The following is a 21619-nucleotide window of genomic DNA, read 5'->3' as shown; positions in this document are numbered from 1 at the left end:
ACGGGACCGATGCCGCGGGCCAGGGCACCCGGCAGCCAAACCCGGCGACTCGCCAACAACGACGCACTCAGGGTGCACAACTTGGCGACTCGCCAAGAACGGGACCGATGCCGCGGGCCAGGGCACCCGGCAGCCAAACCCGGCGACTCGCCAACAACGACGCGCTCAAGGTGCACTCCTTGGCGACTCGCCAAGAACGGGACGGATGCCGCGGGCCGCCGCCTGCGCCGCGGCTAGGCGCTACAGCTTCCGGAGCAGGACCGTCTTGACCTTGTGGTCGGCGGCCTTCTGCAGCACGAGGTTGGCGCGGTGCCGGGTCGGCAGCACGTTCTCCTCGAGGTTGGGGAGGTTGATCGTGTTCCAGTAGCCGAGCGCCCGCTCCACGGCCTCTTCGTCCGAGAGCTGCGCGAAGACGTTGAAGAACGAGTTCGGGTTGCTGAACGCGGCGCGACGCAGGGCGAGGAAGCGGTCCACGTACCACTGGGCGATGTGCGCGGCATCCGCGTCGACGAAGATCGAGAAGTCGAACAGGTCGCTGACCGCCACGTCGTTCGGCGTGGGCGGCGGCTGCAGCACGTTGAGGCCCTCGACGATGACGATGTCGGGGCGGCGCACCGTGACGACCGCGTCGGGCACGATGTCGTAGCGCATGTGCGAGTAGAAGGGCGCGCGCACCTCGGGGGCGCCGCTCTTCACCTCGGTGAGGAACGACACCAGCGCCCGGCGGTCGTACGACTCGGGAAAGCCCTTGCGATCCATGAGGCCGCGCCGCTCGAGCTCGGCGTTCGGGTAGAGGAAGCCGTCGGTCGTGATCAGCTCGACGCGCGGCGTCCCGGGCCAGCGCGAGGTGAGTTCGCGGAGTAGACGCGCGATCGTGGACTTGCCGACCGCGACCGACCCCGCCACGCCGACGATGAACGGCGTCGTCGAGTCCGCCTCGCCGAGGAACCCCGACTCCTCGGCACCGAGCCGCTTCGTCGACTCCGCGTACAGCGACAGCAGCCGCGACAGCGGCACGTAGACCTGCGCGACCTCGGCCATGTCGAGGCGGTCGCCGAGACCGCGGATCTGGACGATCTCGGTCTCGCTCAGGGGCTGAGTCAGCCCGGCGGCCAGACGCGCCCAGTCGGCGCGATCGATCTCGCGGTACAGCGAGAGGACTGGGGTGATCGCACCTGTCTCGTAGGTGGTCGCTTCATCGGCGGACATCGCGCCCATCGTAGCCGCTACGGCGGAGATGACGGATGCCGCGACCCCCGGCGTCCGTCGACCCCCGCGGATCGTAGCCTCGGCCATGTCCGTCCTCGCGCGCCAGCTCACGCTTCCCACTCCGCGACACCGCCGCGAAACAAAGGTGTGCTCCGGGAGAAATCTCTCGCTCGTACGGTGTCCCTCGGAGGGAAGATGAGTGCACTCGGCGACGCGATCGCGCAGGCTCGGCCGGCGACCAGCCTCACCGCCCGATCCCCGCTGCATGGTCTGCGCCGGGGATCGGTGACCACCCTCGACCTCGTCGCCCAGTCCGTCGCGGCGGTGGCACCGGCGGGTATCCTGCTGACGGCCGCCGGTGGGCTCGTCGGTTCGGTCGGGTCGTTCGCGTACGTCGCGCTGCTGGTGGCGGCGGGCGTCATCATGCTCGTGGCACTGTCCATCTCGGTGTTCACGCGCCGCATCGCGGCAGCGGGCGGCATCTACACGTTCGTGACACGCGGGCTCGGCCCCGTCGTCGGCATCGTCGCCGGAGTCGCTATGGCGCTGGGCTATGCCAGCGTCGCGATCGACACCCTGCGCAGCGGTGTGCGACGGATCTCGTCGCTGCTCGACGCGGCGGGCGCCGACCTGTCCGCTCAGGCGGTTTCCGGGCCGGCGCAGGCCGTGCCGGCGGGTACGGGAACGGATGCTGCCACCACGGTCGCGCTCACGCTCGCGTGCGTCGCGGTCATCGTGACGCCCATCGTGTGGGGCGCCCGCGTCTCGACCCGAACGATGCTCGTCGTCGAGGTCGTTTCGGTGGCCGCCATCCTGGCCGCGTCCGTCGCCGTCCTCAGCGCCAGCGGCTGGGACCTGTCGCCCCTGCTCCCCGATCCGGGCTCGCTCCCGTCACTCTCGTCCTTCGCGACCGGCATCGGCATAGCGCTGGTGTGCTTCGTCGGCTTCGAGAGCGGGGCCGCGCTCGGCCCCGAAGCGCGGCGACCGCTGGCGAGCGTGCCGCGCGCACTGGTGTGGACCGCTGCCGCCCTCGCGGTCGTTTACCTTCTCGGCGTCGCGGCCCAGCTGACCGCGATCTCGCGCGGCGCGGGCGGGCGCACATCGCCGCTCATCTCCGGCATCGCGATCGACGCAGCGCCGTGGATGGCTCCGACCGTCGACGCTGTGGTGGCGATGTCGTGGATCGCCTGCACGCTGGCGTGCTCGAACGCCCTCGTGAGACTCCTCTTCACCATGGCGCGCGAAGGCGTGGTGCCGCGCTGGCTCGGCCGCACCTCCCGCAGATTCGCGACGCCGCATCTCGCCGCTCTGGCAGTCGGGGTGCTGCTGGCCGCAGGAACGATCGCGCAGACGCTCGCCGGCCGCCAGTCGCTGCTTCATCACACGGTCGCGTTCGCGACGAGCATGGCGTTCGTCGTGGCCTACCTCCTCGTCTGCGCGGCAGCGGTGCCCTACCTCGTGCGCATCGGCGAGTTCTCGCTGCGCGAGGCGTGGCCCGCGATCGCCGGCGCCGCGGCGCTGGCCGGCGTCGCCGCGGTGGAGGTCGCCGGCATCGACGGCGATCGCGCCGCCGCTTTGGCCATCCTCACCGCCATCGCGACGGCCGCCGCGATCGCACATACCGTGCGGCTGCGAGCCGGCGGCATCGCGCTGGCCCGTGCGGGCGCCTACGACACCCCCGTCGCGGCCGACGCCCTGGCCACGGCGGGCGAACGACTGCCGCACTCATGAGCGGTCCGAGCACGGGCGTCGGGCAGGCGCTCGCGGTCCTCGAGGAGGTCGCACGGTCGGGCCCGTCCCTGTCGGCGAACGGGATCGCCCGTGCACTCGGGATGCCGCGATCCAGCGCGTATCGCCTCATCAACTCGCTGGTGAGTGAGGAGTATCTGCTGCGGCATCCGGAACTCGACGGCTTCGTGCTCGGAGTGCGGGTGGTCGAGCTCGCGCACCTGGTGGCGCCGAGTCATGCCCCGGTCGTCCCCGACATCGTCGGAGGGCTGCGCGCAGACACCGGCGAGGCGATCCACCTCGTGAACTACGGACACGGCCGGGTCGTGATCGTCGACGAGGATCCGATCTTGCCCCTCGCCTCCGCCGAGCGCACCCGCCGTCAGCTCGCGTCGACCGCGATCGGACGACTGCTGCTCGCCGGATTCGTGCCGACCACCGCTCCGCCCGCGGATCACGAGCGTGTGCGTGAAGTCGTCACAACGGCGCGCACGTCGGGCATCGCGCCGAAGGAGCACCTGCGTATCGCAGCCGAGGTGGGCGAGGCCGGCTACTCCTGGTACGTCGAACGCAGCGGACACGGGCGCGCATGCGTCGCCGTGCCACTGCGTTCGGCGGAGGGTCGCCTGGTCGGCGGTCTTGCCCTGTCGACGGCCACGGGCCGCCTCGAAGCGGCGACGCGCCACCTCGATCGGCTGCGCGCCGCGGCGGCCGACCTGAGCGCCGCGGCGAGCGCCGAGATCACGGCATCCTGAGCACCCACTGCTGCACCGCGAAGACATCGTGCAGCGGGACGGGCCCGAGGTCGCGAGAGTCGATCGAGGCCGACCGACTGTCGCCCATCACGAAGACCGCGTCGGGCGGCACGATGACATCGAACGCCAGCACGCTCGCCAGCGTCGTGCCCGCGGGGAGGTACGGCTCCGCGAGCGGTTCGCCGTCGATCATGACGCGACCGTCGCCGTCGCAGCACGAGACCCGCTCGCCGGGAAGGCCGACGACCCGCTTGACGAACGTGGGTGCGACGCGATCGACACCCGTGAGACGCGCCGCGACGCGCGCCCACTCCCCCGGATCGTCGAAGAGCACGACGTCGCCGCGGTCGGGGACGGCGCCGTCAGCGCGTACGGCGACGACGATGTCGCCCTCGGAGATCTCCGGCGCCATCGAGCCGGACTCGGCCCGGAACACGGTGGTGCGACCGGACACCGCGGCTCCCCCGGCGACGCCGGCCGCGACCAGGACCGCCGCGAGGACCGCCGCCGTGGTGCGGCGCAGCGACGTCACAGCGTGCCGAGCCGGGCGGTCATCGCCTCGATCTCACGCTGCTGCTCGGCCGCGACGTGCTTGGCGAGCACACGGATCCAGGTGTTGACTCCGGCGTCGATCACATCCCGCGTCATCGCGAGCGCGCCTTCGTGGTGGGCGATCATCAGCTCGAGGAAGAGCCGCTCCGCCGCGACCCCGTCGAGGGCGTCCAGTCGCGCGATCTGCTCCGCCGTCGCCATGCCGGCCATCGTGCCGGTGTGCGCGTGGTCGAGCACACCCGCACCATGCCAGGCGTCGAGCCACGCCTGCATGCGCTCGATCTCCAGGCTCTGATCGCGCTCGATGAAGGCGGCGAGCGCGACGGAGGTGTCGTCGATGCCGGTCGTCGCGGCGAGGATGCGCGAGAGCTCGACGGCCTGGGCGTGGTGCGGGATCATCATCGCCGCGAACACCATGTCGGCCTCGTTCGGCTCGTTGCCGGGGTCGTCCTCCTGTTGCGCGGCGGCCACCACGGCAGCCGCCCGCGACGACGACGTGTCGGCACTCACGGCAGCGGCGGCGTCCGCCTCCGCCGCACCGGTGGCGGCGATCGCGACCGGGGCGCCGACGAGGGCGGCGGTGACGATGGCAAGGGCGAGGGCGACGGATGCCGCGACCGGACGACGCATGAAGACCTCCGTTGAGGGGTGTCGGAAGCGATGACCCGGCCCGCACGGGTGCGGGCCGGGTCATCACGGGACTACGAGGCGAGTGCCTCGTGGGCGGTGCGCCGGCGGCGGGCGAGGAGCACCCCGCCTGCGGCGACCAGCAGCAGTCCGGCCGCCACGACTCCCCCGGCGATCACGCCACCGGTGGACGCCAGTCCGGCCGCCGCCGGTGTGCCGGTGACAGTGAGGTCGGCGGATGCCTCGAGGCCCGATTCCTGCCCCACGGCCACGATCCGGTGGGCTCCCGGAGCTGCCGACGACGGGATCTCGACGGTCGCCGTTACGGCGCCCGCCTCGTCGGCGACGAGGGTCACCAGGTCGATCGGATCCGAGTGCAGCGAGATCTTCATGTCCTCGCCCGGCGCGAAGCCCGCGCCGGTCAGGTCGATCGATCCGCCGGGCGCCACGCTCTTGGTCGACAGCTTCACCGTCGCGGTGCCGGCGGGCGGCTCCCCGCCCTGCCCCGGATCGGTCCCCGGAGCGGGTGTGGTGCCCGGGCCGGGGGTGGCACCGGGGTCAGGCGTCGCACCCGGGTCGGGCGTGGTACCCGGGTCGGGCGTCTCGGTCGGCTCGGGCTCGACGACCTCGCAGGGCGTCTCGTCGGTATGGATCTCGCCTCCCGGGTCGCCGTCGATGCACGACCGGCCGTCGGGGGTGCCCATCGACTGGCTCGTCCAGTCGCGCGGGATGATCGAGAACGACTGCCAGTGCGTCTGCATCGGGCTCTGGTCCTCGTCGCGCACGACGTGGTGGAACCCGCTGTTGACCCACGCGACCGGGTCGGTGAGGGTCTGGCCGGCGCCCGTCGTGACGTAGTCGACCACGTTCTTCTCGGCGCACGCGGTGTTGAGGTTGTTGGTCGCGTACTCCTGGCAGGCGTTGTAGTTGGTGAACGAGATCAGCGGCTGCGTCACCGGGTCGCCCTGGTAGAGCTGCGATCCGGGGAACACGAACTCGTACGAGCGCTCGTGGCCGTCGGCGTTCAGGCTGTCCGGCGCGAGCACCCGCCACCAGGTGAGGTCGGTGACCGGGGTGAGGCTGGCAGGACTGGTGATCGCGGTGGGCGCCGTATGCATCACATGCACCTTCTCCCCCATCTCGCCCAGCTCCGAGTCGTACTGTTCCACGGCCATCTGCTGTTGCGCATCGAGACCGAAGTCCAGTCGCCAGATGGCGTTGTGCCAGTGGGATGCCGCGAACGCGGTGTCTCCCGTCCCGATGGGCCACCCGGTGGTGGCGTCCGCGTCGAAGTCCTCGTACGAGACGTCGCCCGTCGCGCCGAGGTCGAACGAGATCGCGCCCTGATCGGAGAATTCGACCTTGGTCGCATACTCGTACCAGTCGACCTTCGAGATGATCTGCAGGCTGAAACCCTGTCCGTCGGCGGTGAACAGCGGGGCGTCCTCGATGGAGCCCCAGGACTGCTCGTGCGAGCGGTACGCCATCGGACTGGTCGTGTCGGTGATGCACAGTGCCGGAATGGTGCGCATCCACGTCGTGGTCTCGCCGCGCCGCGTGGTCGTCCAGGTCTGGGCGACGTCGCGGAGGGATCCATCGCCGCACTCGGCGGCGCTGAGCTTCTGCAGGTACTGGTTGCCGAAGCCGTACGACGTGATGTCGTTCCACAGGTTCTTGCCGGTGTCGTAGGGCACGTGCAGCTGCCCGAGGTAGACCGAGTCCATGACGCGGCGGAAGCCGTCTTCGCCCGGCGCCTTCACGTTGACGCCTTCGAGCACGAGTCCCTTCTTGCTGTCGACACGCCAGCACATCTGCCACTGCGTGCCGTTGTCGAAGGACTTCTCGATGAGGGCGTCGCCCGAGCAGTTGACGGTCGGCGCCGCGGCGGTGGCTGCGGTCGCGGGCACCACGGCCAGCCCCGCCGCGACGGCAAGAGCCGCAGCGGCGACGGCGAGGGTGCGGGTGAGCTTCTTCACGGGGGTCGCGCCTCTCATCGGATGCCGATCACGGTGTGTGCGGACAGGTCGACGACGAAGGCCGTCGTGTCGAGGTAGCCGCCCCCGGGAACCCGGAACTGCATCTCGACGCAGCGGTCGAGTGCGCACGCCTCGCCGCCGATGGTGCTGGCGTCGGGCAGGAAGGTCCCGCCGCTGACGCCGAGCTGATCGATCGACTCCAGCGCGGTGCCGGTGATCGCCGCGAACTCGTCGCGCACGGCAGCGCTCGCCGCGGCGTCGTCGAGAAAGAGGCCGAACGCGTAGTCGACCTCGTCGGGGCTCGGGGGCGGCTGGACGCCCGCGCTCGCGGAGCTTTCCACGCCACCGGTGGTGAGGTTCACCGCCTGCAGGATCGTGCGGTTCGACGTGTAGTCGTACAGCACGACGTCGACGATGCGCTCAGCGTGGTCGACGTCGCGGGTCGAGACGTCGACCGAGAGCACCTGTGGCGCCTCGGAGCCGTCGACCGACGTGACGTCGCCGGGCACGCTGGCGTCCGCGGTGGCGAGATGCAGCGCGTAGCCGAGCTCGTCGGCGCTGAGCGGGTCGCGCGGCGAGCCGAGGGCGGGCTTTCCCGTGACGGACGGCACCTCGTCGGTGCCCGAAGCGACAGCGTCGGACGCGCCGCTGACCGCGGGGATCGCGATGACGCCGCCGACGATGGCGGCCGCAGCGACGATCGCGCCGCCGACGATCACGAAGGGCGCTCTGCTCTTCTTGCCGGTACCGCTCGGTGGTGATTGCAGGCTCTTCGGTGGTGACTGCATGGGGCCTCCTGGACGATGGGACTCGCGAATGCGAGCGGTGCCGACACTATGGATCGGCCGTTTCGCCAGAGGCGGCGCTCATGTTTCGTGCGTGTGACTCGAGGCGGGAACCCTGCCGCTACTCTGAACGCGTGCGCCTCGGAGTCCTCGATATCGGCTCGAACACCGTCCATCTGCTGGTCGCCGACGTCAGCCCCGGCGGCCGGCCGCTCGCGACGACGAGCCAGCGCACCGTGCTGCGGCTGATGCGCTATCTCGCGCCCGACGGCTCGATCACGGAAGAAGGGGTGGCCGCGCTCGTCGCTGCGGTCACCGAGGCGCGCGCGGTCGCGGCGTCCGAGCGCGTGGACGAGCTGCTCGCGACCGCGACCTCGGCCGTCCGCGAGGCGAAGAACGGCCCCGAGGTCATCGCGCTGATCGAGGCGGCACTCGGCGAGCCGCTCCAGGTGCTGGGCGGCGAGACCGAGGCGCGGTACACGTTCCTCGCCGTGCGCCGCTGGTTCGGCTGGGCGGCCGGGCAGATCCTGCTGTTCGACATCGGCGGCGGCTCGCTCGAGATCGCGGCGGGGCCCGACGAGCTGCCCGAGGCCGCGGCATCCGTCCCCCTCGGTGCCGGCCGCATGACGATCCAATTCCTTCCCGACGACCCGCCCGGCGAGGCGGCGGTCGAGAAGCTGCGCGAGCATGCACGCGCGACGCTCGCGCCCGTCGCCGCGTCGTTCGGCACCCTCGCCCGACCGGATCACGTCGTCGGCTCGTCGAAGGCGATCCGCTCACTGGCGAAGCTGGTCGGCTATCCGGTGCCGGGCTGGTCGGGGATCGAACGGATGCTGCTGCCCCGCGCTTCGCTGAGCTCGTGGATTCCGCGGCTCGCGCGCATCCCCGCGTCGGCGCGCCAAGAGCTGCCCGGGATCACGCCTGACCGGACGTTCCAGATCGTGGCCGGCGCCGTCGTGCTGCACGAGGCGATGCGCGCGCTCGACGTCGACGAGCTCGAGGTGTCGCCGTGGGCGCTGCGCGAGGGCGTGCTGCTGCGCTACATCGAGTCGCTCAGCTGGAGCGCCCCGGCCGCCTGATCCAGGGTCAGCGCTGCCGGTCTACGCCGTCGTCTACGCCGCGATGCGCTCGGTGAACGCCGTGTGGATGCCGGAGATGGCGATTCCGGCCAGGTGCCATTCCCGTTCACCCTCCACGCCCAGGGCGACCGTCCGCGGACCGTCGATCAGCTCGGGGTTGATCCGCCGGTGGTCGCCCATGCCGTCGATCGTGGCCATGACGGCGACCGCGAGATCACGCTCGCTCACCCCTGGCCTCATGCGCAGCCCGAAGGCGGCGTTGAGCACACGGTAGAGCTCCGCCATCCGGTCCAGGTACCGGCCGACGATCTCCGACAGCAGCGCGCGGATCTCCTCGCCGCCCGGCACGGCATCGCCGCTCGAGACCGCCGCCGACATCGTGCGGTACACGCGCCAGGCGACGGTGTCCTCGACAGCGGCCATGTTGTGCGCGACCGCCGCACGCAGGACCTCGCGGAGGGCCGCCTCCTTCTCCTCGGGAGAGCTGGCCACGTCGGCGCTTCCGGCGAGGGCCTGCTCGACGAAGCCGAGGGTCTCGTCGTCGAAGCCGGTCTCGAATCCGGGATCGGCCTCGAACAGGGCACGCACCAGGTCTGCGACGAACGCCGCCCGGTCGGGCCAGATGCGGAAGACGGTGGAGCGCGGCACGCCGGCCGCGCGGATCAGGTCTTCCAGCTCGATGTTCGCGTAGTCGAGCTGCAGCCCTTCGGCCTTCACCCGCTCGACGGCGACCTCGAGCATGAGCGCACGGGTCTGCCCGGCGGGTCTGCGCGATCGAGGTCCTGGCTCCGGCATCCTCCGATTATCCCGCGGGATCCCGGGTGGCGCAGACCGTCGACGAACCGGGGCCGAGATCCGGTGCCGGGTCCCCAGAACCCGGCACCGACCCGGTCCTCCGCGCGACGGCATGGGGCCTTCGCACGGATCGCCGTGCTCGTCCCCCAGGTGCGAGCACCCTCGACACTCTAAGGACTGGGAGTCTCATGTCTCAAATCGATGACGTTCGTCGCTCAGAAAGCTGAAGTGCTCCCCGCACCGGCCTACCCTGCGGTGCCCCTGTCGACCGTCCCGAACAGGTGAAGCTCGGCGACCCCGAGGATCTGTCCGTTCGCGATGCGGATGTAGCGGTAGGCCGTGCTCCCCGCCACCGCCCAGCGCTGCCATTCCAGCGTCTTGGCCGGCACCGCGGGAGTCAGCCGCGCCCAGGAGATCAGGTCGTTGGACCCCTCCAGCCGCATGTCGGCGATCCGCGACGTGCCGTAGCCGTCCTGCCGGACGAGCAGCTCGGCGCCGGTGAGCGTCACGCGGGTGCCGGCGCCGAAGTCCCAGATGTTGCCGTACGTGCCCGCGTTGAGGCGCGTGTCGGAGTGGGTCGTGGCGTCGCCGTCGAACATCTTCGCCGTGTACTGGGTCCACGCGGCGTCGACGACACCGTCCGGACGCCGCACGGTGGCCGCACGGAATGCGTCGTCGACGAGACCGACGTCGGTCGACAGGAACAGCTTCGACCCGTCCGTGGTCGCCGCCACCGGGTCGGCCGGCCTGCCGTCGGGGGTGGTGAACGTGATCTGGAACGTGACGCCGGCGCCCGCCGGGGCACCGGCAGGAAGCGCCGCGGTGGCCAGCCATTCGCCGGGAGCGGACGCGGTGACCTGTGCCTGCTCACCGAGCACGCTCACCGCCACATCCGTGTTGCCCGCGGGACCGGTCATCGCGATCTCGACGCGGTCGCCGGCGACCACCCGGCCGGCCACGCCGTCGGGCGAGGTCATGGTGACCGTGTCCATGGTGCCCGTCGCCTCGCTGCGCACGCCGTCGATCCGTATGTCGGCGATGCTCCAGATGCCCGGGAAGGCGGGATCCGAGGGGACGCCCGGCTCGTCGACCTGGAACTTCACGAACCGGAACCGCTGGTCGCGGACGTCCTCCCGCACAGCGATCCATTCGATCGCGGCATCCTGCCCGGCGTTGGGGTGTTCGGTCAGCAGCGTCCACGTCGCGCCGTCATCGGAGCCGTACACGTTGGTCCCTTCGGCCCGGTTCGGGAAGGTGTCCCGGGCCTGGAAGCCGAACGCCTCCGCGGTGAGGCGGAACCCGGGGCCGAAGTCGAAGACGACGGCCGGCACCCGCTGGTCACCCCACGACGTCTGGTTGTCGCCGTCGGCCAGCGCCCGCAGCTGCGACGAGGTGAGCGCGGGCGCGCTCACGATGCCGGTGTAGTCGAGCGAGCCGTCCGGCAGCTGCGGGTTGAGCCGCTGCAGACCGTCGATCGCGTCACCCAACCGGGCGAGCAGGTCGGCGAACTCGGCGGAGCTCGCCGTCTTGCGCGCCTCACGCGCCTGCGCCTGCAGCGTCTCCACCTGCTGCCAGCTCGTCGTCGTGTACAGCTCGGCACCGCCGTCGATGCAATCGACCAGCTTGCCGATCGCCGACGCGCGGTTCGGGGCGACGGTGATCGCGAGGGGAAGCGCCGTCACGGTGGTCCCGTCGGATGCGGCGACGATCATGTCGGTCGCACCCTTCCGCGTGGGCGTCCAGCTGACGGTGTCACCGGCCAGTCCCGCGCCCGCGGGCGCGTTCTGCAGCTCCAGCTGAACCCCGCCGCCGGTGTCCGTCGTCGGGAAGGCCCGCGCCCACGGCTCGCCGGCGACTGCCATGACGTCGACGGCCGGGGCGTCGGCGAACATGGGCGGCGTCAGCACGCCGTTCGCCTGCGCGAGCACGCCCGCGACGTCGACCGTGGCATCCGACCCGGTGGCCTTCAGGAAGACGATGTTGTCGCCGACGGCTGCGGGCGCCTTGTCGGCGTTCACGTCGAGCCAGACGGAGCGCCACTGGCCACCGGTGTCGGGCACGACGACCTCCGCGAACTGCTGCTCCGCCGACGTGCGCGCGACCTGGAGCCGGGCGACTCCGTCGCTGCGGACCTTGATCCCGACGAGGGCGGTCTTGGTCCTGTCCGACCACACCGCGCGCCGCACGGCGAGCTGCGCGTCGTCCGCCGCCGCGTCGAGCCGGATGAATTCGGTGCCGTCCCCGTCCGTCTCGCGCTGCGCTCCCCCGCCCAGCGGCGTGCCGAAGCTCGCCGTCGAGAGCTCGGGACCGTCGGCCAGCGGCGCGGCCGCGCCCGGCACCTCGGCGAGCTGTTCCGGGAACGCCACCCAGTACTCGGCAGCGGTGTAGTCCGAGCCGCGGTCGTTCCAGAAGTTCTGCACGCCGGTGCCGTAGTAGTACAGCGGCCCGTCCCGGTGCGCGTAGAGCTCGGCCACGTGCGGCGCCTCGGTCTCGACGTCGACACCGGCGACGTAGCGGTACTGCAGATACGCCTCGCTCATCGGATCCTGAAGGCGGCCGCGGTACGCCTGCGAGATGGCGCCACCCTCGTTGGCCGGGATGTAGGGCACCTCTTCGCCCATCATGAAGGCGTCGAAGGTGTCGGCGCCGGCGAGGATGCGGTTGTCGAGGAACCGGTAGGGCGACACCGCGTCGGGTGCGGTCGAGACGGTGCCCGCGACCGGGTCGAGGGTCGTGCCCTGATTGTCGACGAGGCGCGCCAGGGCGACGAAGATGTCGACGTCGCCCTGCCCGTGAGCCTGGTCCCGCAGCATCTCCATGTGCTGCACGAAGGGTGCGCCGGTGGTGTTGCCGGGAGCATCGGCCGGGATCTCGCGGAAGAGGGAGGCGAGCGCGCCGTTGACGTTCCCGCCGTACAGGTCGTGCTCGCTCTGGTAGCCCGCGTTGACCGTGAACCACTCCACGCGCTGGGCGTAGAGGTCTGCGTCGTCGAGGAAGATGGCGGCGGCGACCATGCCGATGACGCCGTACAGATGCTGGTTCCACAGTCGGTTCTGCGAGGACAGGAACGTGTCGAGCACCGGACGCACGAGGTTGTCTTCGATGCGCTGCTGGTCCTCGTCGGTCCAGCGCAGGTCGTACCCGTCGAGGGAGGTGTTCGCCGGTGCGGTGCCACGCACGACCTCGGCCGCGATCAGCATGTAGTACAGCGGCACGCCGGTGTGGATGTGTGCGTCGGCGAAGTAGGCGTACTTCGCCGGGTCGAGGCTGCTCCACGTGCGCAGGATGTGCAGGGCGTTCGCGCGGTACTGCTCGTCTCCCGTCACGACGTATTCGAGCGCCTGCGCCATCGCGCCGAGGCTGTCGCGCAGCGCGCTCGAGCGCATGCCGGCATCCGCATACGCGTCGTTCTTCGGGATATCCGTGCCGGGCTTCGCGTTCTCGGCCCAGAAGGTGCGCGCCGCGTACTTCGTCTGGGTCATGGCTTCGTAGTAGCTGGCCCAGGGGTCTACCCCGGCGAGCACCTGGGTGCGCATGTTCTCGAGGTGGTCCGCGGTGAAGCCGATCCCGGGGTGGGTGAAGCCGGCATCGCTGACCGTGCGGACGATCGCGGGGATGGATGCCGCGGCCGCCGGTTCTTCGGCGGCTGCCGGCTGCAGGGCGGTGAGCCCGGCGAGGGTCAGCGCCGCCGCGGTGAGGGCGCCGAGGCTGCGACGCGTCCGGCGTCTGTGGTCGATCTTCATCGATCTCTCCTTGTTGGATAACGTTTGCCGCTTAACCATGACGTCCGCGACGGCCGACGTCAAGGGGTGATTCAGCCCGCGTCGGGCACGAATCGCACGTCGACGCGATCGACGTCGACCGTCCAGCCACGGCCGTCGAGGTCGTCCGCGCGCAGGCCGAAGAACAGGCCGGTGAACCGCAGTCGCGGCCCGTGGTCGTCCGACAGCGTCCAGGCAGGCTGAACACCGGGGAGCGGCATCCACTCCCCCTCGCCGGGATCGGTCCACGCGCACCGCAGGTCCGGGCCGTCGAGCTCCAGCCGCAGCCTCAGCGGACCCGAAGGCACGGCGACCGGCGCGGACCTCGTCGTGACCCCGCCGTCTCGGCGCACCACGCGCAGGTGCCGGCCGTCGTCCTCGTCGTGGGTGACCTGCAGCCAGATCCAGCCCGACCGGTCGTACCAGGCGATCGGCCCGGCGGCCTCCCGCGGGCTGCGCGGCGCGGCGTCCAGCAGCACCTCGAACGAGGCGCGATGCTCCTCGACGCGCGTCAGGATCATGGACTGGTCGAAGACGGATGCCGCGGAGTGCCCCCCTCGGAGCCGCAGCCATCCCGGCCGCGTGTCGAGATCCGCGACCTCGACCGGCAGCGCCGCGCGGAGCGTGGACCATCGTCGGCTGTCGAGCACGTCGGTGTCGAAGTCGTCGGTCCAGCCGCGGGGGCCGGGTGCGGCATCCGTCCCCTCCCACTCGCCGGCAACCGCGACCTCCACGCTCGCGTGGTGGCCGCCGTCGGCGGGCCGCAGCCAGCCCTCGTCGTCGAACACGACCCGTTGCAGGCACGTCTCGCGTCCCAGCGTGCTGTAGCGCTCGCCCAGGTGCAGTGTGGGCCGGCTGGCCAGGTGCGCCAGCCACCACCGGCCGTCGGGCGCCTGCACGAGCTCGCCGTGGCCGGCCTTCTGGAGCGGATGCCCCGGTGCATCGCGGGTCGTCAGCACTGCCTCACGCGGGTCGCGCTCGTACGGCCCGAGCAGGCTGCGGGACCGCGCCAGGGTGATCCCGTGGTTCCACCCCGTGCCTCCGGCGGCGATGAGGAGGTGGTACCAATCGCCGATGCGGTAGAGGTTGGGACCCTCGACGAGGCCGTCCTCCCGGTAGATGCGGACGGCCTCCCCGCTCGTGCGGCGCTCCGCGGGCAGATACTGCTCCACCACCAGCCCGGAGAAGGATGGATGCTCGGGGCGCTGGTCCCACTGCACGCCGACGACCCAGTGCGTGCCGTCGGTGTCGTGGAAGAACGAGAAGTCGAACCCGCGCGATCCCAGATGCACCGGCTCGCTCCACGGCCCGGTGATGGCGTCGGCGGTGACGAGGTAGTTGTCGATGTCCTTGTCGTCGCCGTCCATCGTCCGCACGATCGAGTAGGCGAGCCAGAACCTGCCGTCGGCGTGCGTCAGACTCGGCGCCCACACCCCGCCGGAGTCCGGGATGCCGCGCAGCGCGAAGCCGTCGTCCAGGGCGTGACCGATCGTCGTCCAGGTCACGAGATCGCGCGAGTGGTGCAGGCGCACCGCCGGGTGGAACTCGAACGTGCTGGTGGCGATGTAGTAGTCGTCGCCGACGCGCAGGATCGACGGGTCGGGGTTGAACCCGCGGAGGATCGGGTTGTGGATCACGGGCACGGTTGCTCCAGGGATGGTCACAGCACCGGGTGCGCGAAGGGCTCGCCGGCGACGAAGCACTCGATCTCGGCGAGCGCGACCTCACCCAGCCGGCGCAGCTCATTGCCCATCGAGCCCGCCAGGTGCGGAGTGAGGAACGCGTTCGGCAGCTCGTACAGCGGATGCCCGGCGGGCAGCGGGTCGGGCTCGGTGACGTCGAGGATCGCCCGCAGCCGGCCGCGCTGCAGCTCGGCGACGAGGGCGTCCTGATCCACCAGCGCGCCCCGGGCGGTGTTGATCACTGTCGCACCGTCGGGCAGAGCGGCGAGCACGTCGGACGAGACCATGCCGATGGTCGACGGCATCTCAGGCGCGTGGATCGACAGCAGATCGGTGCGGGCGGCGAGCGCGCCGAGGTCGTCGACGAACTCGGCTCCGAAGGCCTCTGCGTCGGCCGTCGTCGCGTACGGGTCGTACAGCAGCACGCGCACGTCGGTGTCTCGCAGCCGCTGCATGACGAGCCGGCCGATGGTCGAGGCGCCGACGATCCCGACAGTCGTGCCGTACAGCCCGGTGTCGGGCAGTTCGGCCTCGCGGTCGACGAACCGCTGCTCGGAGGTGTAGCGACGCGACGCCCAGAAGGCGTCCTTCGCGGCGAGAGTGATCATCGCGAGGGTGAACTCTGCGACCGGGATCGCGTTGGCCGCCTTCGCGGTGGAGATGCGGATGCCGCGGGCCGCGGCATCCGCGTCGAGCACGCCGTTTCCGCCGCTCCAGTGCACGATCCCCCGCACGCCGGGCAGGGCGTCCAGGTCGCCGGGGCCGATCTTGGCCCCCCAGCCGGCGATCAGCAGGTTGACGCCGGACGGGTCCGGGACGCTCGCGAGGGAGGTCGCGGCGACCGTCGTGTCGATCTCGAGGATCTCCCCCAGGCGGGCGCGTTCCCGCTCGCCGAACACGAACGGCACGAGCGCGGGGTCCATCAGCAGTGCCGCCCTCATGCGCCGAGTTCCTCGACGCTCCAATGGTCGCGCCACTCCAGCTGCACGCGGCCGTCGTCGATGCGCAGCGGCAGCCACACCGCAGGCGATTCGGCGAGGCGCTCCGGGTCCCAGCGGTCGCCGACGTAGACGTACCCGTCACCGACCGGGGCGACCACGCTCACCTGCGACTCGAAGGTGCGGGTGCCGGGCGTCGCGATGGGGCGCCACGGGTCCCATGGCCCCTCGAGCGCCGGGGCGCTCGTGTACATGTTGTCGTTCATGCTCCAGCCGGTGAGGTCGGAGCCGAACAGGTAGTAGCGGCCGTCGTGGCGCACCAGGGTCGGGGACTCGTAGCCGATCGCCGGATTCGCCTGCTGGCGAAGCGTCGCGACGACCGACTCGACGCCGAGATGGTCGTCGCGCAGGCGGTAGATGTGCAGCCCGTGGTCGCGGTCCTCCGACAGCAAGTAGCCGACACCGCCCTCCTGGTAGACGCCGATGTCGCGGCTCAGGTTGCCGAGCGGACGCTCGCTGCGCACGTACGCGTACGGCCCCTCGGGGCGATCGGCGATCGCGTAGCCGACGCGCGCGAAGGCGTAGTCCCCGGGCTCGCCGTCGACTGGGCCGTCGACGTGCACCAGCATCACCCAGCGTCCGTCGGGTCGCTGCAGCACCTTGGGGCGCTCGACGACGCGGTCGGGTGCGAGGTCGCCGTCGGCGGCCGTCAGTGCGTCGCCCTCGTAGCGCCAGTCGGCGAGATCGCGGGACGAGTAGCAGGCGACGGCCGTGAACCGGTCCCCCGCCGCCTTGTCCTCGCCCCACGCGAGCCACCGGTCGCCGACGCGCTGCAGGCCGATACCGTGCAGCTGCGCCGTCCGCCCGCGGTCGTCCGTGAACACGCGTCCCGGCCGGATCGTGCCGCGCTCAGCCACGGGTCACCCGCAGCACGCGCGCGCCGATCCCGGCCGGCGTCGACACCTCCAGCCCCGCGGTGCCGGCGCCGAGGCGCCAGTCGGCCGCATCGGCGGGGAACAGCACCTCGGCGCTCGACACCCCGGGGATCGTGAACGCGGCGGGGGCGGCATCCCGATCCCACACGAACAGCAGGTCGCCGTCCGGCGTATGCAGTCCGAGGCATATCGCTTCGTCGTCCCATGCCGGAAGCCCCAGCGGCCAGAACGGCAACGCCGTTCGGAGTGACTCGCGCAGCTCCTTGTGCAGCGCGATCGCCTCGGCGATCCGCGCACGTTGGGCCGGCCGCAGGTCATCGAGGAACCCCGACACGTACAGCCGACCGCTCAGCCCGGTCACGAGCGTGAACGCGGTCTCCTCGTCGCTCATGTCGCGCGCGGGGTAGGCCCAGTTGCCGCACTGCTCGGGGAGGACGGATGCCGGAGCCGACGCCGCGATCGGCGGGTACAGCCGGAAGTCCTGCTGGTCGCTCGTCGACTGCAGGTGCGTCACGGCCAGCAGCGCGTAGTCGGCGCGCATCGCGCCGGAGCTGCAGTTCTCGACCAGCAGCGACGGGTGGCGCTGCTGCACCCGCACCAGCCAGTCACGGAATGCGCGCGTGTGGCCGAGAAGCCCATCGCCTGCCGCCGTGGCGTGGTGCTCCGTACCCGCGCCGGGATTGATGTTGTAGTCGAGCTTCAGATAGCGGATGCCGAGCTCCTCGACGAGGTGGTCGACCGTCGCATCGAGATGGGCGCGAGCGGCCGGATGCCGGAAATCGAGGTGGTAGCGGCGGTCCTCCTGCACGCGTTGCCCGAACCGCTGGAAGAACGCGTCGTCGGGAAGCCGCGAGGAGGCGGGGCTGTCGATGCCCACCACCTCGGGCTCGAGCCACAGGCCGGGCGCCATGCCGGCATCGCGGATCGCATCGATCACGCGCCGCAGTCCGCCGTCGGGGAACCGTGTCGGCGCCTCACGCCATTCGCCCACGGTCGACCACCAGTCGCCGATCGCAGGATCCGCGAACCATCCGGCGTCGATGCAGAACACCTCGACGCCCGCCTCTGCCGCACGGCGGACCAGCGGCAGCAGCTTGTCGGTGGTCGGCTGCCCCATCAGCGTGTTCATGAAGTCGTTGTAGACGACCGGCAGGTGCTGCCCGCCCACGGCGGCACCGCGCAGCCAGCGCCGGTACCGCGTGAGCTCGGCGAGCGCGTTGCCCGGCGCTCGCGTGCGCGCCGTCGTCACCGCCAGCGCGACGGGCACGGCGGTGAACGCCTCACCGGGCAGCAGTTCGTGCGCGAACTGGTGCTCGAGATCGGTCGGGCCGAGCAGCGACAGCACGCCGCCCTCCTGTGTCTGGCAGAGGTCGGCACGCCAGCCTGCGCTCGTCTCGATCTGCCACGCCAGCGTCTCGCCGTCCTCGCGCGAGATGTAGCCGCAGGGCACGTGCTCGCCGCTCGACCAGGCTCCATGGCTGGTGAGTCCGGCGTGCCCGCGCGCGTCCTGGTCGTGGAGCGCAAGTGCGATGTCGGGCAGCAGCGTGCGCAGCGGCACCTCGCTCCACCTGTTCTCGGCGAGCCACTCGCTCGCGGCCGAGCCCCACATCATCGCGTCCAGGTCGCTCGCCGAGCCACCGAACCCGATCGTCGCCGACGAGATCGCGGTGACTACGACGGTCTCGCGCCCCGCATTGCGGATCTCGCTCTCCACGCGCACCGACGCGGTGCCGGTGGGCGCGGTCACCGTGGTCCGCACCTCGATCCCGCTGATCGCGTCGCTCTGCACGATGACGGCGCGCACGGCATCAGGCTCGGCGATGACCTGGGAGCCCTGCACGCGCAGCCGCTCGCCGACGGCCGACCGCCAGTACGCCTGGCTGGTACGGGCCCGCTGCTCGACCGCGGTGAACACCTCGATGAGGCCGATCCCCGGCCGGCCGCTGTGCGTCGAGGAGGGCACCACCAGCGCGGCCGGTGCGTCGTCCCGCCAGCGCAGCTCGAACGCTCCGACGCGCGCGCGGCTCGTGACCGGCGCGGAGTCCGGGGAGGTGACCGTGACCGGTACGGCAGGCGCGCTCTCGCGCGGGATCAGGGCGGCAGGATGATGGGCGGCTTCGGTCACGGAGTCCGTCTCGTCTCGTCGTTCAGGGGAAGACGCAGGGCGTCGTTGCAGATATGGATGCCGGCGCCGACGGCGGCGGGCAGGAACAGGGCGATCGCGGGGCCGACCAGCGGCAGCGCGGTGGCCGCCAGGCCGAGCCCGGTGAGGAGCAGCCAGCTCAGCGCGATGTGCGGGCGGCGGACGATCGCGCGGACCGCTGCGGTCACCGTCTCCACGGCCCCGGGCAGGGTCCGCTCCGTCCCCATGGGCTGCGCCGCCGCGACGACGCACACGCCGATGAGCAGCACGACGGCCACCGCCGCCGCGACCGCGGCCAGCAGCACGACCGCGTCGGCGCCGCCGAAGAGCGCGAGGTCGTATTCGAGCACGACCACGATCGCGCTCAGGCCGAGCGCGGCCCACCACAGGTCGCGGCATCCGCGTGCGAATGACGTCCAGAACTCCCGGCCGGCTCGCGCGTCGGCCCGCTCGGCCAGCACCGTGCGCACTCCGCGCAGCAGTGCATAGGTCGCCGGCGCCAGCGGCAGCAGCGCCGCCGCGCCCAGCCATACGGCGAGATGCGTTGCCTGCCAGCCGACCAGAGCGGTGAAGGCGAGCACCGGGACGAGGCATCCGATGAACGAGACCGAGACCACGAAGGCGCGGAAGACGGCCAGGACGGTTCCCGCAAGCGCGCCGTCGAGGGCGAGCAGGGCCCGCACGCGGGCCGCCGGGCCACCGCGCTGCGAGGTCGTGGGGGCGGCGCTCATCCCTTCACCGCCCCGACCGACATGCCCTTGATGAAGTAGCGCTGGAACGCGGCGAAGATCGCCACCGACGGGACGATCGCGAGGATGGCGCCGGTGTAGATCAGCTGCCACTGCGAGGTGAGCAGGCCGACCATCCGGTTGATCGCGACGTTGATCGTGCCCGCCGACGACGAGTCGAGGAACACGAGCGGGATGAAGAAGTCGTTCCAGAGCCCGAGCGCCTGGATGATCACGAACGCCGACGTCACCGGCAGCAGCATGGGGAACACGATCGACCAGAACGTGCGCAGGCGTCCGGCGCCGTCGATGGACGCCGCCTCCTCGACCTCGATGGGGATGCCCTTGAGGAAGCTGCAATAGAGAAGGATGCCGAAGCTCGCCGCCCCGCCGAGATGCACCAGGATCACGCTCGTGAGGGTGCTGTACAGGCCGACCTCGTCGAATCCCTTCACGAGCGGGATCATGCGCACCTGGAACGGGATCATCAGGCCCGCGATGAAGAGGATGTAGACGAACCGAGAGGTGCGGCCCCCGACGCGCTCGATGCCGTAGGCGGCCATGGGCACGATCGCGATCAGCAGCACGACGGTGGAGAGCGTGATGATGAGCGTGTTGACGAGCGCCTCGCCGTAGTCCGTCTCCTGGAACAGCTGCACGTAGTTGTCGAGGGTGAACGTCGTCGGCAGGCCCATCGGGTCCACCGTGATCTCGCCGTACGACCGGAACGAGTTCAGCAGCGCGTAGAGCACAGGACTCGCGATGATCAGGACCAGTACCGCGAGGACGACCATCACGACGACCTGGCCGGCGGTGAGCCTCTTGCGGCTCCGCGGGCGACGGCGGCGGGTGCGCTCGGGTGCGACGAGCAGTTGCGTCTCGGTGCTCATGCCTGGATCTCCCTCTTGCGCATGTAGGCGTTCGCCGCCACGGTGCTGACGATCACCACGAGGAACAGCACGATCGCCGCCGCGCTGCCGAAGCCGGCGCGGTACTCGCCGAAGCCGACCTTGTAGATGAAGAACGCCATGGTCTCGCTGACGAACCCGGGTCCGCCCGAGGTGAGCACCATGACCTGGTCGAAGATGGTCCACCCCGCGATCATGGCGAGCGTCATGTTGACGGTGACCGCACCCGCGAGCATCGGCCACGTGACGTGGCGGAACACCTGACGGCTGTTCGCGCCGTCGATCCGGGCCGCCTCGACGAGGTCCTGCGGCACGGACTGCAGGTTGGCGAGGTAGATGAGCGTGGTGTTGCCGCCGAGGGTGAAGCACGTGATGAAGAGGATGACCCACACCACGATCGAGCTGTCGCCCAGCCAGTCCCGCGCCCAGTCCGGCAGCCCGATGTCACGCAGGAAGACGTTCACGGCGCCGAAGTTGTAGTTGAGCAGGTACTTCCAGATCGTGGCGAGGATGAACGCGCTCACAAGCGATGGAAGGTACACCGCGGTGCGGAAGAGCCCCTGCCAGCGCCCCACATGGTCGAGCATCAGAGCGACGCCCAGCGAGATGGCGTTGATGATGACGGCGGACCCGAGCCCCAGGATGAGGGTGTTCTTGACGGCGTTCCAGAACCGGCCGCTCGTGAGGATCTCGTCGTAGTTGGCGACGCCGACGTAGTCGTAGTCGGGGCTGATGCCGTCCCAGTTCGTGAAGCTCAGCTGCAGCGACTGCAGCGACGGCACGATCACCATCAGCAGGTACACCACCAGCGCGGGGGCGATGAAGCCCAGCATCACCCACCGTGTGGAACGGAAGCGGCGCGTACGGCGCTGCTGGATCGGCGGTCCGGCCGGCACGAACGAGACGTCGTCGGCCGCGCCCTCCGGCGCGCCGTCGAGCGGCCCCTCACCGGTGAGTCGAACGGCGGCGCCGACCACCGCGGTCTGCCCCTGCAGGGCACTCTGATCAGTCATGGAGA

The 21619-nt window shown here is 71.0% G+C and carries 17 protein-coding genes; 3 read left to right on the top strand and 14 right to left on the bottom strand.

Translation table 11 applies throughout. From position 1 onward, the window contains the following. Positions 1–240: 240 nt before the first annotated feature. Complete coding sequence (gene coaA / locus NCG93_RS08310) at positions 241–1209, bottom strand: type I pantothenate kinase (RefSeq protein WP_194414443.1); 969 nt, start codon at positions 1207–1209, stop codon at positions 241–243. A 195-nt stretch (positions 1210–1404) separates the two neighbouring features. Here coaA and NCG93_RS08305 point away from each other — a divergent pair, with 195 nt between their 5' ends. Together NCG93_RS08305 and NCG93_RS08300 are read left to right on the top strand one after the other, a co-directional pair. After that, positions 1405–2940, top strand: coding sequence for an APC family permease (locus NCG93_RS08305; protein WP_194414444.1), 1536 nt, complete (start codon positions 1405–1407; stop codon positions 2938–2940). After that, positions 2937–3692 carry an IclR family transcriptional regulator gene (locus NCG93_RS08300; protein ID WP_194414445.1) on the top strand — a complete coding sequence of 252 codons (756 nt, stop codon included), beginning with the start codon at positions 2937–2939 and terminating at the stop codon, positions 3690–3692. The genes NCG93_RS08305 and NCG93_RS08300 overlap by 4 nt, the downstream gene beginning before the upstream one ends. On the opposite strand, the gene lepB is transcribed toward NCG93_RS08300, so the two are convergent. From lepB to NCG93_RS08280, 4 genes are all read right to left on the bottom strand, one after another. Further along, complete coding sequence (gene lepB / locus NCG93_RS08295; protein WP_194414446.1) at positions 3679–4224, bottom strand: signal peptidase I; 546 nt, start codon at positions 4222–4224, stop codon at positions 3679–3681. The two genes, NCG93_RS08300 and lepB, sit on opposite strands and share 14 nt — an antisense overlap. Continuing rightward, a complete protein-coding gene (locus tag NCG93_RS08290; RefSeq protein ID WP_194414447.1) occupies positions 4221–4874 on the bottom strand; it encodes a DUF305 domain-containing protein in 654 nt (217 codons plus the stop codon). The genes lepB and NCG93_RS08290 overlap by 4 nt, the downstream gene beginning before the upstream one ends. Before the next feature lie 71 nt (positions 4875–4945). Continuing rightward, positions 4946–6847: a copper amine oxidase gene (locus NCG93_RS08285; RefSeq protein ID WP_194414448.1), complete on the bottom strand. Its 1902-nt coding sequence runs from the start codon at positions 6845–6847 to the stop codon at positions 4946–4948. Positions 6848–6861: 14 nt separating this feature from the next. After that, positions 6862–7635: a hypothetical protein gene (locus NCG93_RS08280; RefSeq protein ID WP_194414449.1), complete on the bottom strand. Its 774-nt coding sequence runs from the start codon at positions 7633–7635 to the stop codon at positions 6862–6864. 131 nt (positions 7636–7766) lie between these two features. Between NCG93_RS08280 and NCG93_RS08275 the strand changes: the two genes are divergently transcribed. Further along, positions 7767–8711 (top strand): Ppx/GppA phosphatase family protein, encoded by a 945-nt coding sequence (locus NCG93_RS08275; RefSeq protein WP_194414450.1) that lies wholly within the window; start codon positions 7767–7769, stop codon positions 8709–8711. 33 nt (positions 8712–8744) lie between these two features. Here NCG93_RS08275 and NCG93_RS08270 read toward each other — a convergent pair whose 3' ends face one another. The 9 genes from NCG93_RS08270 to NCG93_RS08230 all read right to left on the bottom strand — a co-directional run bounded on the left by NCG93_RS08270 (position 8745) and on the right by NCG93_RS08230 (position 21614). Continuing rightward, on the bottom strand, positions 8745–9506 hold the full coding sequence (locus NCG93_RS08270) for a hypothetical protein (RefSeq protein ID WP_241741883.1): 762 nt from the start codon (positions 9504–9506) through the stop codon (positions 8745–8747). 245 nt (positions 9507–9751) lie between these two features. Then, positions 9752–13249 carry an alginate lyase family protein gene (locus NCG93_RS08265; RefSeq protein ID WP_194414451.1) on the bottom strand — a complete coding sequence of 1166 codons (3498 nt, stop codon included), beginning with the start codon at positions 13247–13249 and terminating at the stop codon, positions 9752–9754. Positions 13250–13320: 71 nt separating this feature from the next. Further along, complete coding sequence (locus NCG93_RS20335) at positions 13321–14910, bottom strand: glycoside hydrolase family 43 protein (RefSeq protein WP_252787489.1); 1590 nt, start codon at positions 14908–14910, stop codon at positions 13321–13323. A gap of 17 nt (positions 14911–14927) precedes the next feature. Continuing rightward, positions 14928–15890 (bottom strand): hydroxyacid dehydrogenase, encoded by a 963-nt coding sequence (locus NCG93_RS08255; protein ID WP_194414452.1) that lies wholly within the window; start codon positions 15888–15890, stop codon positions 14928–14930. Next, the gene (locus tag NCG93_RS08250) at positions 15887–16804 is read right to left on the bottom strand and encodes a family 43 glycosylhydrolase (protein ID WP_252787488.1); all 918 of its coding nucleotides are present in this window, start codon (positions 16802–16804) and stop codon (positions 15887–15889) included. Before NCG93_RS08250 ends, NCG93_RS08255 begins: the two co-directional genes overlap by 4 nt. Then, positions 16797–18947 carry a glycoside hydrolase family 36 protein gene (locus tag NCG93_RS08245; RefSeq protein ID WP_252787487.1) on the bottom strand — a complete coding sequence of 717 codons (2151 nt, stop codon included), beginning with the start codon at positions 18945–18947 and terminating at the stop codon, positions 16797–16799. Before NCG93_RS08245 ends, NCG93_RS08250 begins: the two co-directional genes overlap by 8 nt. Further along, positions 18944–19696 carry a hypothetical protein gene (locus NCG93_RS08240; RefSeq protein WP_194414453.1) on the bottom strand — a complete coding sequence of 251 codons (753 nt, stop codon included), beginning with the start codon at positions 19694–19696 and terminating at the stop codon, positions 18944–18946. Before NCG93_RS08240 ends, NCG93_RS08245 begins: the two co-directional genes overlap by 4 nt. Further along, the gene (locus tag NCG93_RS08235) at positions 19693–20583 is read right to left on the bottom strand and encodes a carbohydrate ABC transporter permease (protein ID WP_241741885.1); all 891 of its coding nucleotides are present in this window, start codon (positions 20581–20583) and stop codon (positions 19693–19695) included. The genes NCG93_RS08240 and NCG93_RS08235 overlap by 4 nt, the downstream gene beginning before the upstream one ends. Continuing rightward, a complete protein-coding gene (locus tag NCG93_RS08230) occupies positions 20580–21614 on the bottom strand; it encodes a carbohydrate ABC transporter permease (protein ID WP_194414454.1) in 1035 nt (344 codons plus the stop codon). Before NCG93_RS08230 ends, NCG93_RS08235 begins: the two co-directional genes overlap by 4 nt. Positions 21615–21619: the final 5 nt, after the last annotated feature.

Source organism: Microbacterium yannicii, assembly GCF_024055635.1.
GTDB lineage: Bacteria > Actinomycetota > Actinomycetes > Actinomycetales > Microbacteriaceae > Microbacterium > Microbacterium yannicii.
This window is presented reverse-complemented; position numbering and strand designations above follow the sequence as displayed.

Bases quoted from the DNA above. Each gene is read 5' to 3' on its own strand.
- NCG93_RS08280 (WP_194414449.1), bottom strand. From the start codon at position 7,635: ATGCAGTCACCACCGAAGAGCCTGCAATCACCACCGAGCGGTACCGGC.
- NCG93_RS08230 (WP_194414454.1), bottom strand. From the start codon at position 21,614: ATGACTGATCAGAGTGCCCTGCAGGGGCAGACCGCGGTGGTCGGCGCC.
- NCG93_RS08305 (WP_194414444.1), top strand. From the start codon at position 1,405: ATGAGTGCACTCGGCGACGCGATCGCGCAGGCTCGGCCGGCGACCAGC.
- NCG93_RS08265 (WP_194414451.1), bottom strand. From the start codon at position 13,249: ATGAAGATCGACCACAGACGCCGGACGCGTCGCAGCCTCGGCGCCCTC.
- NCG93_RS08290 (WP_194414447.1), bottom strand. From the start codon at position 4,874: ATGCGTCGTCCGGTCGCGGCATCCGTCGCCCTCGCCCTTGCCATCGTC.
- NCG93_RS08270 (WP_241741883.1), bottom strand. From the start codon at position 9,506: ATGCCGGAGCCAGGACCTCGATCGCGCAGACCCGCCGGGCAGACCCGT.
- NCG93_RS08235 (WP_241741885.1), bottom strand. From the start codon at position 20,583: ATGAGCACCGAGACGCAACTGCTCGTCGCACCCGAGCGCACCCGCCGC.
- NCG93_RS08300 (WP_194414445.1), top strand. From the start codon at position 2,937: ATGAGCGGTCCGAGCACGGGCGTCGGGCAGGCGCTCGCGGTCCTCGAG.
- NCG93_RS08255 (WP_194414452.1), bottom strand. From the start codon at position 15,890: ATGAGGGCGGCACTGCTGATGGACCCCGCGCTCGTGCCGTTCGTGTTC.
- coaA (WP_194414443.1), bottom strand. From the start codon at position 1,209: ATGTCCGCCGATGAAGCGACCACCTACGAGACAGGTGCGATCACCCCA.
- NCG93_RS08240 (WP_194414453.1), bottom strand. From the start codon at position 19,696: ATGAGCGCCGCCCCCACGACCTCGCAGCGCGGTGGCCCGGCGGCCCGC.